The organism is Streptomyces cyanogenus (assembly GCF_017526105.1).
GTDB classification, from domain to species: Bacteria; Actinomycetota; Actinomycetes; order Streptomycetales; family Streptomycetaceae; genus Streptomyces; species Streptomyces cyanogenus.
The window spans coordinates 8366481-8381911 of record NZ_CP071839.1 but is presented as its reverse complement, the minus strand read 5'-3'; the positions used below and the strand labels follow the sequence as shown (position 1 = coordinate 8381911).

The window sequence follows — 15431 nt, the reverse complement described above, 5'->3', positions numbered from 1 at the left end:
GAGGCTCAAGATCGGCTCAAGTCGCTGGATTCCGCACCGGCCCCGGGTGGATCCTGCTCGACAAGACCACGTGCACCAGGGGGAACACCGATGAAGACCTTGCTCGGCCGAGTCGTGACGCACGTTCGGGACATTGTTTCCGGACGCCAGGATCTCAAGGAGTACGGCGACCCCGAGGCCCATCGCCACGGCCCCTACAACCGCGACGCCAACCTCGCCCGCCACTACGTCCGGACACCCCCGCCGGTCCCCATGAACTTCTCCAGCGGCATGTAGACGGCGCACACACGAACGCCGGTGCGTCGTACAAGTGGTGATCGGCTTACGGCGTCAGGGCTCTCGACTGGATCACCGGGTGGACCAGAAGAAGATGCCGGCAACGCGGGTACCGGCCGCGTGGGTGGTACTGCCTTCGGTGGTGGACCAGTTGCCGGACGCCTCAACTCGCCATGCCCCTCCCCCACATCGGATGCGGCAGGCAGGATGATCGCCATGGCCTACGAACGGGATGACACCGCCGCGTTCCATGACCTGTTGGCCGCGCACTCGCGCCTGACCGGCTTGGTGTTGGCGCCCGATGGGACGCGCTTGATCGCGTCGGTGCAGTCGGTCGACGAAGCGGGGACCGGGCGCGTTGCGACGTTGTGGGAGGTCGATACCTCAGGCAAGGATGAGAGCCGCCTTCTTGACCGTTCCGTAGAGGGTGACTTCGATCCGGCGTTCGCTGCCGACGGGACGCTGTTGTTCCTCTCCGGCCGCGAGAGCAGGGACGTCGCCGGTCAGGAGCCCGGCGGTGACTCGCTGTGGGCATTGCCCGAGAGTGGCGAGGCGAGGCGGATCGCTCACCATCCGGGGGGCATATACGCCTTCACTGCCGCCGCGAAGGCCGATGTGGTCGCTTACACCGGTGATCTGCTGCCGGATGCGGCGGACATCGCGGCGTACACCGAATTCCGCCGTGAGCGTGAGAAGGCCATGGTCACTGCGGCCTTGTACGAGGAAACGGCGGCCGGTGCCTGGAGCGCAGCCCTCGGGCCCGAGGAACCGCACACGTTCGTCCTGGGTCCCGACGGGCTCGGGGTGAGCGCCGGCAGCCAGGGCCTGGCGGGCGCCGGGGACACGGCCCTGTCTCCGGACGGTTCGCTGGTGGCCTGCACGCGGGCCGGCACCGGCTGTGCCCCGAACACGAACATCGTGGTGATCGCCGATGCCGCGACCGGTGTTCGGCGCCGCACGTTTTCCCGCCCCGGCCATCAGTACTACCACCCGGCGTTCACGGCCGACGGCTCGGCGCTGGTCTGCCAGCGCCAGCGGGAGGAGACCTACGACACCGAATGGCGCGTCACGCTCGTCGCGTTCGAGCTGGACACCGGCGAAGAGACCGATCTGCTGCCTGAGTTCGACAACTGGCCGTGGCCAGGACGGCCGGTCCTCTCACCGGTTCCCGGAGACGCCACCCTGTGGTTCACCGGGGACGAGCGGGGGCACTGCCCGGTCTTCCGCCGCGACGCGGACGGCACGATCACGCGCCTGACCGCCTCCGGCGCCTACACCTCGCTCTGTGTGACACCCGACGGGACCACGCTCTACGCGCTGCGCAGCGCGATCGACAGCCCGCCCCGAGTGGCCCGCCTGGACGCCGTCACGCCCGACCAGCAGCCCGCCTTCCTCAAGGCTCCCGGTGACCTCGGCTCGCTTCCCGGCACCCTGACCGAGGTGCACACCCATGCGGACGACGGCTTCCCACTGCGCGGCTGGCTCGTCCTGCCGGAGGGCTCTTCGCCCGAGCGCCCGGCACCCTTGCTCGTCGTCCCGCACGGTGGACCGCAGGCGTCCTGGAGCGCCTGGACGTGGTCCTGGAACCCCTGGCCGTTCGCGGCCCGCGGCTACGCGGTGCTGCTCCCGGATCCGGCGCTGTCCACCGGTTACGGCCGACGGATGCAAGAACGCGGCCGGGGACAGTACGGCGGTCAGCCCTATCGTGATGTCGTCGCGCTGACGGACGCGGCACTGGCGCGCGGCGACCTGGACGGGACCCGGACGGCTCTCGCCGGCTGGTCCTACGGCGGCTACCTGGCCAACGTGGCGGCAACCCTCACCGACCGCTTCAAGGCGATCGTCTCGGCCGCCGGGATGTGGAACCTGGAGGCATTGCAGACCGACACGGACATGCGCGCCTACTTCCGGGAGATCTTCGGCGACCCACGGACGCAACGGGAGCGGTACGACGCCAACTCGCCACACCTTCATGCGGCGAGGGTGAAGACGCCGATGCTGCTCGTGCACGGCGGTAAGGACTACCGTGTGCCGATGGGCCAGGCACTCAGCCTGCACAGCGATCTTCAGCGGCTCGGCGTGCCGGTCGGGCTCCTCCACTTCCCCACCGAGGGCCACACCATCGGGGCACCGAACCATGTCCGGATCATGTACGAGACGGTGCTCAACTTTCTCGATCACCATGTTCTCGGGATGGAGTGGCGGCGCCCCGCGATGCTTTGACCCATCCCGGAGACGGAGCTTCTCCTGAGCCGATTGCGCACGGCAGGTCTCTAGCCTGCTTGCAGCTGGTCGTACGTGAACCTGTAGCCGGTGAAGTCGGCGATCGGCAGGTATCCGATGCGCCGGTAGAGGGCGTTGCTGGTGGGATTGGCGGGGTCGGTGAACAGGACGACGTCCGTCGCGCCTGCGGTCAGTGCCGCCCGGCTCACCTCGGCGGTCACAGCGCCTGCGTAGCCGCGACCCCTGAGGTGGGTCGGGGTGTAGACGGGGTCCACTCGGATCATGCCGCCGACCATCGAGGTCGAGCCGGCCATGGATACGGGAGTGCCGTCCGGGTCCTCCCAGAACGTGAAGTGCTTGTCGGCGAAGCGCGAGTCGGGCCAGGAGTCGGCGTCCAAGGTGGGGACCTCTCCCACATCGGCGGCGAACTCGTTGCACCACCGGATGAGTTGCGCATGGTCGTGCGCCGCCACGACACGGGCCCGGCCTTCTGGGTGCGGCTCGGGAGGAGTGAGCGTACCGAGCCGGTACAGACGGCCCCACCAGTGGGCTACCGGTGCTGCGCCCGTGTGCCGCTGCCATGTCTCGGCGAACGTGGTGGCGGTGTCGTGGTCCGCGGTGACGCCGGTCACCGGGCGGCCGAGGTCGACCAGGCGGGCTGCGAGGCTGTCGGCCTGCTCGGTGGAGAGCGGGGTCAGGGTCACGCGCTGGGAGGCGAGGCGGTAAAAGACGGCGCGGACTTCTCCCTCCGACTCCAGCAGGCCGAAGACGGCGGCTTCGGCACCGTACGCGTCTCCCCCACGTGTTCGTAGTCTCTCGATCACCGTCAGCGGCGTGTTGTGCAGGGCGGGACGCGAACGCAGGAAGTCTCCGGCTCGGGCGAGGAACTCGTCGATGTCTTCGGTGAGGTGCCAGTCATCCGGACGCATGCTTCATGGTCCCCGAAGTACTCGACACCGGTGGGCACTTGCCGGAGATGAGTCGTCGGCATGGCTCGTCGTACCTCTGTCTGCGGCGGACGCGCACGCCTTCCTGCCCCCTGGTCAGCGCGCGCCTGCGTGTCCGACCGACCGGGTGGCCGAAATCCGTCGATCCGCCGGCGTGCGGGGGCTTGCCGGTCCCCGCCCTAGGCTGCCTGGAGTTCCTTCTCCAGCAGGGTGAAGGACTTGGGCTGTCCGCCCGGCTGCGGCTTGCCCTTCTTGTGGCCCACGACGCGGTAACCGGCGTGCTGGTAATAGGCGTTGAGCTGTGCGTTGTCGGCCAGGCAGTCCAGGCGCACGCGTGTCCGTCCCACCGCGGCCACTCTGCGTTCAGCCGCACTCAGGAGCAGCCTCCCCGTCCCGGGCGCGGCGACGCCCCGGTCCACCATGAGCCGGTGCACGTATCCGGCCACGGGGGGCTGGTGGCCCCAGGCGGCCTCGTCCTCCCACCACAACTCCCAGGCGCCGGCGAGGTGTCCGCCGACCTCGGCGAGCCAGACCTCCCCATGCGCCATGACCCGGCGGAAGTGGTCCTGGCCCAGCTCTCCGGGGCTCCGCTGCCCGGTGATACCGCGGGCCACCATCCAGCGTGCAGCGTCGTCGCGCAGGCGGACCAGGGCGGTCAGGTCGGCTTCGGTGGCGGCGCGAACTCGTAGATCATTCACTGAAGGATCCTCGCACGCCCCTCCGAGGTCCTCTCCGCCGGCAACGATCCCGCTCACGGCGCGCTGCAGAGCCGCTCCTGTTCCGGATGGCGGCCGGTACCGGAGCCTGATTGACTGTGCGGCGTGACCGAGATGATCAACCTCCCGGATCCCGAAGCTGATTGGGCGCCTGCCACGTCCTCAAGTCAAGTAAATGGTGGCAATCCGGCGCGGCAGTACTCCATGTTCCAGGCCGCGACCGAGCCGCTGATTTCGCTGGCGCTGCTCGCGGTGGATCTGGACTCGGTAGCGCGGCGGCTGAGGTTGACGATCGAGGAGTCATGGGACGGTCACGGAGCCATTCGTGCCGCGTTCTTCGCTCTCGACGGAACGGATTTCGTGGTCACCCATCACGAGCGTGATCCGTCCGGAACGTACGTGTGGGTCAGAAAGTCCGGACCTGTCGGGTCCACCGAGCGCATGGCCGTTCTCCTCACGGCCCTCGGCGTGGGGGCGGAGGCAGTCTCTTACTCGGCCTGGGGCATGGGCACCGACCTTTCCCGGGTGCCCGCCGCCTGGGGCCGGAAGACGGTCGGGCCGGTCGAATCACACCAGCGGTTCTGGGAGAGCTTCAGGAAGCGGACGGGGATGTACGTCGGCCGCATCACCTACGACGGGGTGACGGCTTACCTCAACGGTTACGACCATGCCTGCGGCGGAGTGCTGTTGAGCGGACTGCGAGAGTGGCTCATGGACACGAAGGAGGTCGGTCAGAACCTGGTGTGGTCCGCGCAGGTCGTTCAGGTTGTCTTCCCCGAGGGCCGGCCGGCCGAGCCGTGGTCGGAAGACGAACACCGGAAGGCAGTCGCCGGGCTCTTCGCCCTGCTGGACGAATTCTTCGAGCACCTCGCGAGCCGCGGCGCCGTACCGGAGACGGGCTGACGCCTCTCGTCCCGCCTGAAGAATGTCTCGCCGGCCGGGGTGGCCGGCGACGGTCGTCAGAAGGACTCGCGGACGACCGGTTCCGTCCGGTGAACGCGGCCGGCGGTGATGGTCAGGAGGACTCGCGGACGACCAGTTCCGTCCGGAGGATCACGTGCCGCCAGGCCACGGCCGGCTCTTCCATCTCTTCCATCAGGAGCCGGACCATGGCCCGTCCGATCTCCTCCAGCGGCTGACGCACGGTGGTCAGGCGCGGTTTCGTGCTCTGGGCCAGCGGAAAATCGTCGAACCCGATCACGGCCACGTCCTCCGGCACCCGTCGCCCCGCCGCGCGCAACGTGTGCAGGGCGCCCACCGCCGTGGTGTCCGACGCGGCCAGGACGCCATCGATCTCCGGGTGCCGTTCGAGGAGTTCCGCCATGGCACGGCGTCCGCTCTCCTCCGTGAAGTCGCCCTCGGCGACCAGGGACCGCGTGCCCTTCAGCCCGGCCAGCGCGAGGGCGTCCTGGTAGCCGCGCAGCCGGGACTGGGCGGCGTACATGTCGAGCGGCCCGGTGATGGTCGCGATCGTTCTACGGCCCCGTTCCAGCAGGTGGGACACGGCGCTTCGGGCACCGCCCGCATTGTCCGCGTCCACGTAGCTGACGTACTCGTCACCCGAGCGGCGCCCGAGCAGGACGGTCGGCAACCGGGCCTCGGCGAGCATGTCCGGCAGCCGGTCGCCCGCGTGCACGGACATCAGCAGGATGCCGTCGACCCGGCCGCCCCGGGCGTACTCCAGGAAGCGCTGCCGTTCGGCCTCGGAGCGGACCAGGGTCAGCAGCAGCTGCATTCCGGTGTCGGCCAACGCATCCCCGAGCGAGCGGACGATCTCCGAGAAGAACGGTTCCGCGAACTGCCTCCAGTCCGGCTCCGTGAGGACGAGGGCCACCGCGTCGGCCCGCCGCCCGGCCAGGGAGCGGGCCGCGAGATTGGGCACGTACCCCAGCTCCTCGATGGCCCGCTGCACGGCCCGGCGCGTCGACTCCTTCACACCGGGCGCGTTGTTGATGACTCGGGAGACCGTACCCCGCCCCACCCCGGCATGGGCGGCCACCTCTTCCAGCGTCGGCGTCCCAGGGCGTCGCTTGACCATGACCACCTCCCCCACGAGATCACTGAGCTTACGGGGCCGGGAACCGGGCAACAGGGCTTCCGCAGGAATCAGTTGGGCTCAGGTCAGGGGGAACTCGGTCGTCAGACTCTCCCGTGATCACTGCATGAACGGTCCGCCGGACTCCGTCACACGGTGGTGCACGAGGTGGTCCTGCATCGCCGTGTGCCACAGCGCCCGGAATCAGGACAGGAGCTGACCTGTTCCCCGCCTATCGTGGCTGCTCGGCAAGCACCACCGGCGGAAGGATCGAGATGACCGAGCAGACCAACGCCGCACCGGCCGGCTACACCACCGTCGCGCCCTGGGTCGTCACCGACGACACCGGGGCTTTCCTCGACTTCGTCTCGGAGGCGTTCGGGGGCGAGGAGCTGGCGCGGGTGCCGACCGAGGACGGGCTGATCGGTCACGGTGAGGTCCGCGTCGGCGACACCGTCGTTCTGGCCTTCGACCGGCACGCGGACTGGCCCGTCATGCCGAGCCTGCTGCGTGTGTTCGTCACGGACGCGGACGAAGCGTTTTCACGAGCCGTCGCAGCCGGCAGCCATGTCGTCACGCCGTTGGCCGATGACGCCTTCGGGCAGCGCGGCGGCCGTATCAAGGACCCGTTCGGCAACATCTGGTGGGTGGTCGCCCGCGTCGAGGAAGTCTCCGAGGGCGAGATGTGGAAGCGGCTGCGGCAACCCGAGTACGCCGAGGTCATGCGCGTGGCTCAGGAGACGCTCGACGCCGAGCTGAGCGGTCGGGACCAGGGGCGCAGCAGTGCCCCTGTTCTCAGGCCGACCAACTGACCGTGCCGGTCGGGGATGGAGGGGCAGCCGGGAGACTTTCAGACTGTTCGCCACGGGAAGTGAAGCCCCGCGAGGTCGCCCTGTACTGGCCTGACCTGTGACGGAGCCGGATACGGGTCGGTCCCCGGAAGGGGCGGGTGCCGCGTTGCGGGGTGGTTGGAGTGGAGTGAGACTGGATATCGGCGGTCGCGTCCTGATGCTGGGCCCGTGCGCGGCCCGTCACGGGCTCTTTCCCCCGGCAGCGCGGTTCGCTCGCAGGACGCCCTCTCCGCAGCTCTGGCGACTCATGGACGGAGGGCACCATGCTGCGTGCTCCTTGGCGGCATCTGATCGTCTCCGCTCTGGCATGGCTCGGAGTCGTCGCCGTGACCGCGACGCCGTTCGCAGCCGCTGGTGCCCCGGCCCGTGCCGGAGTGCCCGTGACCGCGCCGGGGAGTCCCTGCGCCTGGCCGGCCGTCGTCAGGCCCGGCAGGCTGAACTTCGCCTTCCCCGAGACCAACGCGACGTACTGGCTGACGCCCTACCAGCTGAACAAGGGCGACCGCCTCGTGGTGGACGGAACATACCCGTCCGCCCGGTTCACCGCGCTGACGGCGTACGACCGCAAGGGCGCGCCCATCGATGCCCTCGCCGACTACCAGATCTCCCCCAGTGCCGGGAGCAAGAATCCGTTCGCCGTTCCGGACGCGGGCACTGATCCGGCGCACCACCGCTACCAGGTGACCGTGAAGCCGGGAGTCGCGGCCGGTTCCGGTGCCGACACGATCGCCGCCACCACCAACAGCGCGGCATCCGGTGCGGGCTTCCTGGTGCTGAGGATCTACGTGCCCGACAACGAATCGTCCCTGGCAGGCGGAGTTCCGCTGCCGACGCTGTCGATCGAGCGCCAGGGCAGCAGCCCGAGCGCCATGAAGACCTGCCCCAGGGCGGATTCGCCGCAGGGACCGTCGGGACCGCTCGCCGACACGCTCCGGAAGCTCGTGAAGGACAACGCGCCGGCCGGAAAGTTCGCAGGCTGCGGAACGTTCACGACGAGCGATCCGGGCTTCGCATCGCCCACCAAGGTGCTCGGGCTGTTCCCCAACCCGTACAACAAGTACCTGTGCGCGCCTCTCGCCTACGAGTCCGGCCGTATCGCGGTGGTGCGCGGCAAGGCGCCCACGTTCCCCAACACCGTCAACAACCAGTCGGTCCTCACCAAGACACAGCTCAGGTACTGGTCCCTCTGCCAGAACCAGTGGCAACTTCCCTACCCCGTCAGCTCCTGCGCCGCGGATTTCCAGACGGCCCTGGACAAGGACGGGCGTTACACCTATGTGGTCTCCACCAGGCAGGACCGTCCCGCGAACGCGACCACGGAGAAGGGTGTGACGTGGATCGACTGGGGGCCCACCAACGTCTCCAGCGTGCTGTTCTTCCGGAACATGCTCCCAGCCGACGACTTCCCCAACGCCATCCAGGGCGTCAAGAAGGGCGACGACCCGGCGAAGGTGATGGGCGACTACTACCCGACCGTCACCTACTGCGCCAAGGAGGCCTTCGCCAAGGGCGGTCCGGACGCCTGCGCCGGCTGATGGACGTCAGTCGGCGGCCGGGTCCAGCACGCTGCGGCAGTGCGTCCAGGCCGGCTCGGACAGCAGCGGCCGCCATCGAGTGAACAGGTCAAGCAGGTCCGAGCCGTGGCGGGTGCGGATCTCCGGGCTGATCGCGGCGATGTCCAGCTCGTTCGCGGCGGTGAGTTCGGCGAAGTCCTGACGCGCTTCGCGGCTCGGATACGTCCGCGCGCCCGTGAACCGGTCGACGAACGTACCTCGGTGATCGGTCAGCTCCCGGTACGAGGACTTTCGGTCGCAGGAGGCGTAGAAGTAGACCAGTGCTTCGGCCTCGACGCCGATCGTCGACCAGTTCCGCCCGGCGGTCCAGGTCCAGCAGGGCCACCGGGAACCCGTCGGTCCCGTAGAACGCGTGACACAGCCCGGCCGACACCAGCGCCGGGCGAGCGCCCCACGAGGCGAGCAGGGCGCTGACGCGCCGCAGGTGCGCCAGCAGCGTTCCGCCGGGGTGCTCGATCTCTTCGGCTCCGGCCGCCTGGAGGATCGCCATCGCCTCTGCAGTCATCTCGACATCACCCGCCCGAACGATCGCCGTCTGATCCGAACCACCGAGATCGTACGGCGGAAGACCGCCAGATCACCCGTGTCAGCCTGGATGTGGATCACGCCAGCGGCGGTGGTGACCTTCCGGAGCTGGTGAGGAGCGTTGCGGACTACCCGGCCGCACCCGTCCTCCTCCCGCTCGTCTGCCAACTCGGCGACGTTGGCGGTGACTTCGCAGCGCCAACTGCCGGCGGCGACGTGGATGGCCGGTCCGGATCTGTGTCGCCGTGGCTTCTGCGTCGCCGGTCGGCGTCGGGTGACCTCGTACGCGCCGGTGCCGGCCTGGACGGTGATGGGTGGTGGTGCGGGCCATGCGGCCCGTGCCCCCTGGCGCGCGGCGGTCGAGAGCGGGGCGGCGCCCGCGTTGCTGTGTCACCTTGGCCGGAGAGCAGGTGATGCGCGAGCCCAGACACGGGAGGCGTTATGGGCATGGGTCCTGCCCGGCGAGGAGGGCCGGAACACGGGACGGCGGACGTACCGCGGCTGGGGCGCAGGCGCTTCGTCGGCGCGTGTGCCGGTCTCGGGCTCGCCTCGGTGACGGCCGCCGCCTGTGACGCGGCCGCTCCCCCGCGCGGCCCCCACCAGGCGGCCGTCTCCCACCGGCCCGAAGCGGAACGGGACCGGCCGGGGACACCCGATTGGCGTATCACCTCCCGCGGTCCCGCTCCGGCCGTGGCGGGCTACGCCGACCGGGTGAGTGTGACGCCGGGCGAGGAGTGCGGCCTGTACGTCTCGACGACCGCGTCGTCCTTCCGGGTCTCGGCCTTCCGTATCGGCTGGCACGGCGGAGCCCAGGCCCGGCTCGTGTGGTCGTCGGATCGCATACGGGGCCGCGTCCGGCCGGAGCCCCGCTTCCTGCCGGACACCCGCACGGTGCGCGCGGACTGGCCGCGCACGCTGACGTTCAGCACAGCCGGCTGGTCCGAAGGGGCCTATCTGCTGCGGCTGGAGGCGGACAGCGGCCACCAGCGCTACGTCCCGCTGATCGTGCGCTCCACGCAGGGCACGGGCCGAACGGTCCTGATGCACGCCCCGGCCACCTGGCAGGCCTACAACCGTTGGGGCGGGTACAGCCTCTACGCCGGTGCCTCCGGCGCGTACGCCACCCGCTCCCTGGCCGTCAGCTTCGACCGGCCCTACGACGCCGACGGCGCGGAGAAGTTCATGGTGTACGAACGGGCGGCGGTGGTGCTGGCGGAACGGCTCGGCATACCCCTCGCCTACACCACCGGGACGGATGTGCACCGCGACCCGGAGGTCCTGCGCGGAGCGGCCGCGGTCGTCTGTCTGGGGCACGACGAGTACTGGACCTCGGAGCAGCGCCGGCACGTCACACAGGCCCGCGACGCCGGGACCAACGTGCTCTTCCTCGGCGCCAACACCTGTTTCCGCCGGGTCCGCCTGGAGCAGGGGGAAGTGCGGCCGGACCGCACGGTGGTCTGCTACAAGTCCTCCGTCCGCGACGACCCCTGCTACACCACCCACCCCGCCCTGGTGACCACCGACTTCCGCCAGGCGCCGGTGCCGGATCCCGAGTCGTCGCTCACGGGAGTGCTGTACGAGGGCTACCCGACGGACGCGCCGTACGTCGTCCACGCGGCGGACCACTGGCTGTACGAAGGGACGGGCGTACGGCCCGGCGACGGGTTCGACCACCTCGTCGGCGTCGAGTACGACCGGGTCACGCCTGCTGCGCCCGTCCCCGAGCCGCTGGAGATAACGGCCCACTCCCCCTTGGTGTGCGGTGGTCGCCGCAGCCACAGCGACTCGGCCTACTACACGGCCGCGAGCGGTGCGGGCGTGTTCGCCACCGGCACCATGCGCTGGGTGGAGGCCCTCATGGCCGGCACCCCCGACGGCGGCCGCGACCACGGGATGGACGCCCGTACCCGCACCTTCGTGACCCGCACGACGGAGAACGTCCTGCGCGCCTTCGCCCAGGGCCCTGCCGCCAAGCACCGGCCGGCGGCGCGCCCGAACGTCAGCGAGGTGTACAAGGTCCGGGCGTGAGGCGAGGGGTGCAGTGGCGTCGGGAAAGGGCGAGGGCATCGGCGCGGTTCGACCGGGGGGAGCGTGGCGTACGCGGCCTGGCGGAGATCGGCGAGGAAGTCGTCGTACCCGTCCCCCAGCTCCCGTCGGAGCACGTGGGGCCCACGGTCGCGCATCAGCTGCAGCCACCGCTTGTAGACGGGGGACCACGGGGCGGCCCGGGGTGGCATGAGGCCGGTGCCGGCCGTGCGGCTGCGTGGCCGGCGGGGATCAGCTCGCGGTGAGCTGGAAGTACGCCGTCTCGCGGTAGCCGGCGTCGGGTACGGCCACCTCGACGGTGACGGGGATTCCGGCCCGGGTCGGCTTGATGCGGACGGGGACGGTTCGCTTCTCCCCCTCGGCCAGCGGGGGCAGGAGCAGGGAGGCGGTCTTCTCCCGGTCCAGCACGGTCAGGTCGTAGTCGCTGACGTAGTCGTCGCGGGGCTTGCCGGGGCGTACGACCAGGGGTGCGGGGCCGTACTCCAGGACGCTGTCTTCGGCTGAATCACCGCCCGGGAGCAGTTCGTCATCGGTGCCGTTCTCATAGGTCACGGAGAAGGTGTAGACCCCGCCGGCCTCCGGGTGCGGCGTACTGACCGTGACGTCGAGGCCGTCCTCGTACCGGGCCGTCTCGCCGGGACCGAGGGGCTCGAACTCGTTGCCCGACGGACCGTCCTGTTCCATCTGGCCGTACCCGTCCATCCCCTTTTGGAGGTTGTCCAGCGCCATGGCACCGTAGGCCAGCAGGGCGACCACGGCGATCGCCGCGAAGGTGCAGCCGGTGATCCAGCGGGGACCGCTCGGGGTCGTGGGGGCGGCGGGGGTCGAATCCGTCTTCATGCAGGCCAAGGTAGGCATCGGCCGGGTGCGTGATCATGAGTCGGTGTACTCAACTCCCGGCTGAGTAGATGTGCTTCGGTACGTCCCCGGAAAGCAGAGGTCAGCCGGCTGGCCGGGGCGTGGGCGGGGTCTGGTCGGCGGCCCCGTACGACATCCGGCGCACGCGCGCGGCGCCTGCCGGTGTTCAGTCCGCTCGGCCGCCGGGGGTGAACATGACGGGGAGTTGCGCCGGACCGCGCAGGCCTCCGGGCCGCCAGGTCAGCTCCGTCGGCGGTACGGCCAGGGCCAGGTCCGGGAGGCGGCGCAGTGCCGTTCCGATGGCGATCTGGCCCTCCAGCCGGGCGAGCGGTGCGCCCAGGCAGTAGTGGATACCGTGTCCGAAGGCCAGGTGGCCGTTGTCACGCCGGGTGACGTCCAGCCGGTCGGGATCGGGGAACCGGCCGGGATCACGGTCGGCGATCGCGGACGCGATGAGAACGGTCGCGCCGCGCGGGACCCGCACGCCTGCGATCTCGACGTCCTCGCGGGCGAACCGGGCGATGCCCGGGTTGACCGGGCCGTCGTAGCGGAGGAACTCCTCGACCGCGTCGGGGAGCAGTTCCGGGTGATCCCGCAGGAGGGTCAGCTGGTCGGGGTGGGCGAGCAGCGCGGCGATGCCGCCGCCGATCAGGTTGACCGTCGTGATGTACCCGGCCACCAGCAGCAGGAAGGTCATGGCGATCAGCTCGTCCTGGCTGAGTCGCTGCTCCTCGTCGTGCGCGCTGATCAGTGCGCTGAGCAGGTCGTCGCCCGGCCGGGCGCGCTTGGCTTCCAGGTGCGCCGTCACGTAGGCGCGCATCCGCTGCCAGGCCTCGTTGACGACGGCCGGGTCGGGCATCCGCTCCCCTCGCAGGACCATGGCGTCGGTCCACCGCTGGAAGTCGTGCCGGTCGTCCACGGGGACGCCGAGCAGTTCGCTGATCACGGTGACCGGCAGGGGCAGGGCGAAGTCCGCCACGAGTTCGGCCCGGCCAGCCGGCACCACCGCGTCGAGCAGGCGGTCGGTGATCTCCTGGATCCGGGGCCGCAGCTCGGCGACGCGGCGTGCGGTGAACGCCTTGGAGACCAGGCGGCGCAGGCGGGTGTGGTCGGGCGGGTCGGATCGGAGCATGTTGCTCGTCATCGACTCCCGCTCGAATGCGGGCAGCAGTTCGATGAGGCGGGGATCCGCGGCATCCCGGACATCGCTGCTCAGCCGAGGGTCGGACAGCGCGGCCAGTCCGTCCTCGTAGCGCGTGACCAGCCAGGCGTCCAACCCCCCGGCGATGACAGCCCGCCGAACCGGCCCGTCCTCGCGCAGCTGCCGGTAGAGCGGGAAGGGATCCGCGAGGAAGGTGGGGTCGCCGTAGGGAAGAAGGACCGGCTGCTCACTCATCGCACCTCCCGCATGAACCACACACGTGAGCGATATACCCATATTGTCCGAAACGGTAGCCGCCACCACTCTGCCCGCCCGCCACCGGAGCGCCCGAGCACCCGAAAATCGGGAACCTCGCGGTCGGGGCGGTGAATCGGCGCAGCAGGAGGTTCCGGTCGGCCATGGCGTGCCCCCTCCTGAAGGGGTGGGACACGGCAACCACACCCGGAAGGAGCGTCACAAACGTACGCGACGCTCTGGGAATCGTCACTCGTTGACATCGAAGGTTCGCCTTCTGATACTCACCGTGATCCGCACCGGCCACCGGTCATCCGGCCGCTGCCCGTTCGACGTGCCGGGTCCCTGGACACGAAGGCGTGCCGCATGACAGCAGCAGTCGGAGAGAGTGTGCGCCAACTCGACCTCGTGGTGATCGTCGTCTACCTGGTGGCGATCGCCGTGACCGGACTCCGTCTGGCCGGCCGGCAGAAGACGTCGAAGGACTACTTCGTCGGCGAGAGCAGCATGCCGTGGTGGACCGTCTCGTTCTCCGTGGTCGCCACCGAGACCAGCGTGCTCACCGTCATCAGCGTGCCCGGCGGGGCCTACAGCGGCCAGGGTTTCGGCAACGTGGAGCTGGCCCTGGGGTACGTCGTCGGCCGCGTTGTCGTGGCCACCGTACTCATCCCCCTGTACAAACGGGGCGGCTTCGTCAGCGCCTATCAGTACCTGGGCACCAGGTTCGGGCCCGGACTCCAGGGGCTGGCCTCGGTCACCTTCGTCTTCACCCGGCTCCTGGCCGAAGGCGTCCGGCTGTTCGCCTCCGCGATCCCCATCAAGCTGCTGCTCGACGAGTTCGGCGTGCACGCGGGCTACCGCGTCATCATCGTGGTGCTGACCCTGATCACGGTCGTCTACACCTATCTCGGTGGCATCAAGGCGGTCATCTGGACCGACGCCATCCAGATGGGTCTGTACCTCGGCGGCGCGGTCCTCGCCGTCGCCGTTCTCTCCGCGCACGTCGGCGGTGCCGGTTTCTCCCGTGCCCTCGGCGCGGGCCAGTTCCGGCTGTTCGATACCGACTTCACCCTCACGCACATCCTGACCAGCCCGTTCGCCCTGCCCACCGCCATCGTCGGCGGGGCGATCTTCGCCATGGCCAGTCACGGCTCCGACCAGCTCATCGTCCAGCGCGTCCTGGCCACCCGCTCGCTGCGCGACGGCCAGAAGGCCATGGTCGCCTCGGGTGTCTTCGTCGCCTTGCAGTTCGCGGCCTTCTCGCTCGTCGGCGCGCTGCTGTGGTCGTACAACGAGGGCCGGAACTTCAAGGAACTGGGCCTGAGCAGCTCCGACAACCTCTACCCGGACTTCATCCTGCACGGGCTGCCCGTGGTGATCTCCGGTCTGCTCGTGGCCGGCATCCTCGGCGCCGCCATGGGCTCGCTGTCCTCGGCGCTGAACTCCATGTCGAACTCGACGGTCGCCGACATCGTCCACAGCTTCTTCCGTACGAGGCCCTCCGAGGCGTCACTGCTCAGGCTCGCCCGGGTGATGACCCTGGTGTGGGCGGCGCTGATGGCGGTCTTCGCGTGTGCCTTCAGTACCAGCACCGGCAACGTCTACCTCACCGGTCTGACGATCGCCGGCTACACCTACGGCGCCCTGCTCGGCGCGTTCCTGCTGGGCCGCATCGTGCGGCGCGCCGGCCAGGCCGACTCCGTCGTGGCGTTCCTGGTGACCGTCGGGGTGATGACATACATCGTGCGCGCGGTGAAGATCGACGTCACCACGGCCGGCGCCACCGTCCCGACCGCGATCGCCGCCCAGTGGCTGGTCCCGATCGGTGTGGCGGTCACCCTCGCCGTCGGCAGCCTGATGAGCCTGCTGCACCGCGCCCCCGAACCGGCCGGGGTCCGCGTGGGCGCCGACGAGCCGGATCCCGGCGAGGGCCGGGTCACGGCGGCCACCCGCCCGAACTGACCGGCGGCGCCTCGCGTGCCGG

13 protein-coding genes and 1 pseudogene are annotated in these 15431 nt (G+C 69.9%); 8 read left to right on the top strand and 6 right to left on the bottom strand.

Features of this window, described 5'->3' with window-relative positions:
• Nucleotides 1-90: 90 nt before the first annotated feature.
• Together S1361_RS36990 and S1361_RS36985 are read left to right on the top strand one after the other, a co-directional pair.
• On the top strand, nt 91-276 hold the full coding sequence (locus S1361_RS36990) for a hypothetical protein (protein WP_208036176.1): 186 nt from the start codon (nt 91-93) through the stop codon (nt 274-276).
• 216 nt (nt 277-492) lie between these two features.
• On the top strand, nt 493-2499 hold the full coding sequence (locus tag S1361_RS36985; protein WP_208036175.1) for an alpha/beta hydrolase family protein: 2007 nt from the start codon (nt 493-495) through the stop codon (nt 2497-2499).
• A 50-nt stretch (nt 2500-2549) separates the two neighbouring features.
• Here the strand turns inward: S1361_RS36985 and S1361_RS36980 are convergent, their stop codons facing one another.
• Both S1361_RS36980 and S1361_RS36975 read right to left on the bottom strand, forming a co-directional pair.
• On the bottom strand, nt 2550-3428 hold the full coding sequence (locus S1361_RS36980) for a GNAT family N-acetyltransferase (protein ID WP_208036174.1): 879 nt from the start codon (nt 3426-3428) through the stop codon (nt 2550-2552).
• Nucleotides 3429-3625: 197 nt separating this feature from the next.
• A complete protein-coding gene (locus tag S1361_RS36975) occupies nt 3626-4144 on the bottom strand; it encodes a GNAT family N-acetyltransferase (RefSeq protein ID WP_208036173.1) in 519 nt (172 codons plus the stop codon).
• A gap of 123 nt (nt 4145-4267) precedes the next feature.
• Here S1361_RS36975 and S1361_RS36970 point away from each other — a divergent pair, with 123 nt between their 5' ends.
• Nucleotides 4268-5065, top strand: a complete 798-nt coding sequence (locus S1361_RS36970; protein ID WP_208036172.1) for a hypothetical protein — start codon at nt 4268-4270, stop codon at nt 5063-5065.
• Nucleotides 5066-5177: 112 nt separating this feature from the next.
• Here S1361_RS36970 and S1361_RS36965 read toward each other — a convergent pair whose 3' ends face one another.
• Nucleotides 5178-6200, bottom strand: a complete 1023-nt coding sequence (locus S1361_RS36965) for a LacI family DNA-binding transcriptional regulator (protein WP_208036171.1) — start codon at nt 6198-6200, stop codon at nt 5178-5180.
• 272 nt (nt 6201-6472) lie between these two features.
• Here S1361_RS36965 and S1361_RS36960 point away from each other — a divergent pair, with 272 nt between their 5' ends.
• Nucleotides 6473-7009, top strand: a complete 537-nt coding sequence (locus tag S1361_RS36960; protein WP_208036170.1) for a VOC family protein — start codon at nt 6473-6475, stop codon at nt 7007-7009.
• Between the two features lie 302 nt (nt 7010-7311).
• Nucleotides 7312-8583 (top strand): hypothetical protein, encoded by a 1272-nt coding sequence (locus S1361_RS36955; RefSeq protein WP_208036169.1) that lies wholly within the window; start codon nt 7312-7314, stop codon nt 8581-8583.
• Nucleotides 8584-8589: 6 nt separating this feature from the next.
• Here S1361_RS36955 and S1361_RS39660 read toward each other — a convergent pair.
• Nucleotides 8590-9055, bottom strand: a pseudogene (locus tag S1361_RS39660) (DUF6817 domain-containing protein).
• Between S1361_RS39660 and S1361_RS36950 the strand changes: the two are divergent.
• Both S1361_RS36950 and S1361_RS36945 read left to right on the top strand, forming a co-directional pair.
• On the top strand, nt 8975-9262 hold the full coding sequence (locus S1361_RS36950) for a hypothetical protein (RefSeq protein ID WP_208036168.1): 288 nt from the start codon (nt 8975-8977) through the stop codon (nt 9260-9262). The pseudogene S1361_RS39660 and the gene S1361_RS36950 sit on opposite strands and share 81 nt — an antisense overlap.
• A gap of 326 nt (nt 9263-9588) precedes the next feature.
• Nucleotides 9589-11175 carry a N,N-dimethylformamidase beta subunit family domain-containing protein gene (locus S1361_RS36945; RefSeq protein ID WP_425087891.1) on the top strand — a complete coding sequence of 529 codons (1587 nt, stop codon included), beginning with the start codon at nt 9589-9591 and terminating at the stop codon, nt 11173-11175.
• A 249-nt stretch (nt 11176-11424) separates the two neighbouring features.
• Here S1361_RS36945 and S1361_RS36940 read toward each other — a convergent pair whose 3' ends face one another.
• Nucleotides 11425-12033 carry a hypothetical protein gene (locus S1361_RS36940; protein ID WP_208036167.1) on the bottom strand — a complete coding sequence of 203 codons (609 nt, stop codon included), beginning with the start codon at nt 12031-12033 and terminating at the stop codon, nt 11425-11427.
• A 184-nt stretch (nt 12034-12217) separates the two neighbouring features.
• Complete coding sequence (locus tag S1361_RS36935) at nt 12218-13447, bottom strand: cytochrome P450 family protein (protein ID WP_208036166.1); 1230 nt, start codon at nt 13445-13447, stop codon at nt 12218-12220.
• A gap of 390 nt (nt 13448-13837) precedes the next feature.
• On the opposite strand from S1361_RS36935, the gene S1361_RS36930 reads away from it, so the two are divergent.
• The gene (locus S1361_RS36930; protein WP_208036947.1) at nt 13838-15409 is read left to right on the top strand and encodes a sodium:solute symporter; all 1572 of its coding nucleotides are present in this window, start codon (nt 13838-13840) and stop codon (nt 15407-15409) included.
• The last annotated feature ends 22 nt before the right edge of the window (nt 15410-15431 follow it).

Coding starts and splice junctions, on each gene's coding strand:
- S1361_RS36980 (WP_208036174.1), bottom strand. CDS start 3,428: ATGCGTCCGGATGACTGGCACCTCACCGAAGACATCGACGAGTTCCTC.
- S1361_RS36945 (WP_425087891.1), top strand. CDS start 9,589: ATGGGCATGGGTCCTGCCCGGCGAGGAGGGCCGGAACACGGGACGGCG.
- S1361_RS36985 (WP_208036175.1), top strand. CDS start 493: ATGGCCTACGAACGGGATGACACCGCCGCGTTCCATGACCTGTTGGCC.
- S1361_RS36940 (WP_208036167.1), bottom strand. CDS start 12,033: ATGAAGACGGATTCGACCCCCGCCGCCCCCACGACCCCGAGCGGTCCC.
- S1361_RS36960 (WP_208036170.1), top strand. CDS start 6,473: ATGACCGAGCAGACCAACGCCGCACCGGCCGGCTACACCACCGTCGCG.
- S1361_RS36935 (WP_208036166.1), bottom strand. CDS start 13,447: ATGAGTGAGCAGCCGGTCCTTCTTCCCTACGGCGACCCCACCTTCCTC.
- S1361_RS36955 (WP_208036169.1), top strand. CDS start 7,312: ATGCTGCGTGCTCCTTGGCGGCATCTGATCGTCTCCGCTCTGGCATGG.
- S1361_RS36965 (WP_208036171.1), bottom strand. CDS start 6,200: ATGGTCAAGCGACGCCCTGGGACGCCGACGCTGGAAGAGGTGGCCGCC.
- S1361_RS36990 (WP_208036176.1), top strand. CDS start 91: ATGAAGACCTTGCTCGGCCGAGTCGTGACGCACGTTCGGGACATTGTT.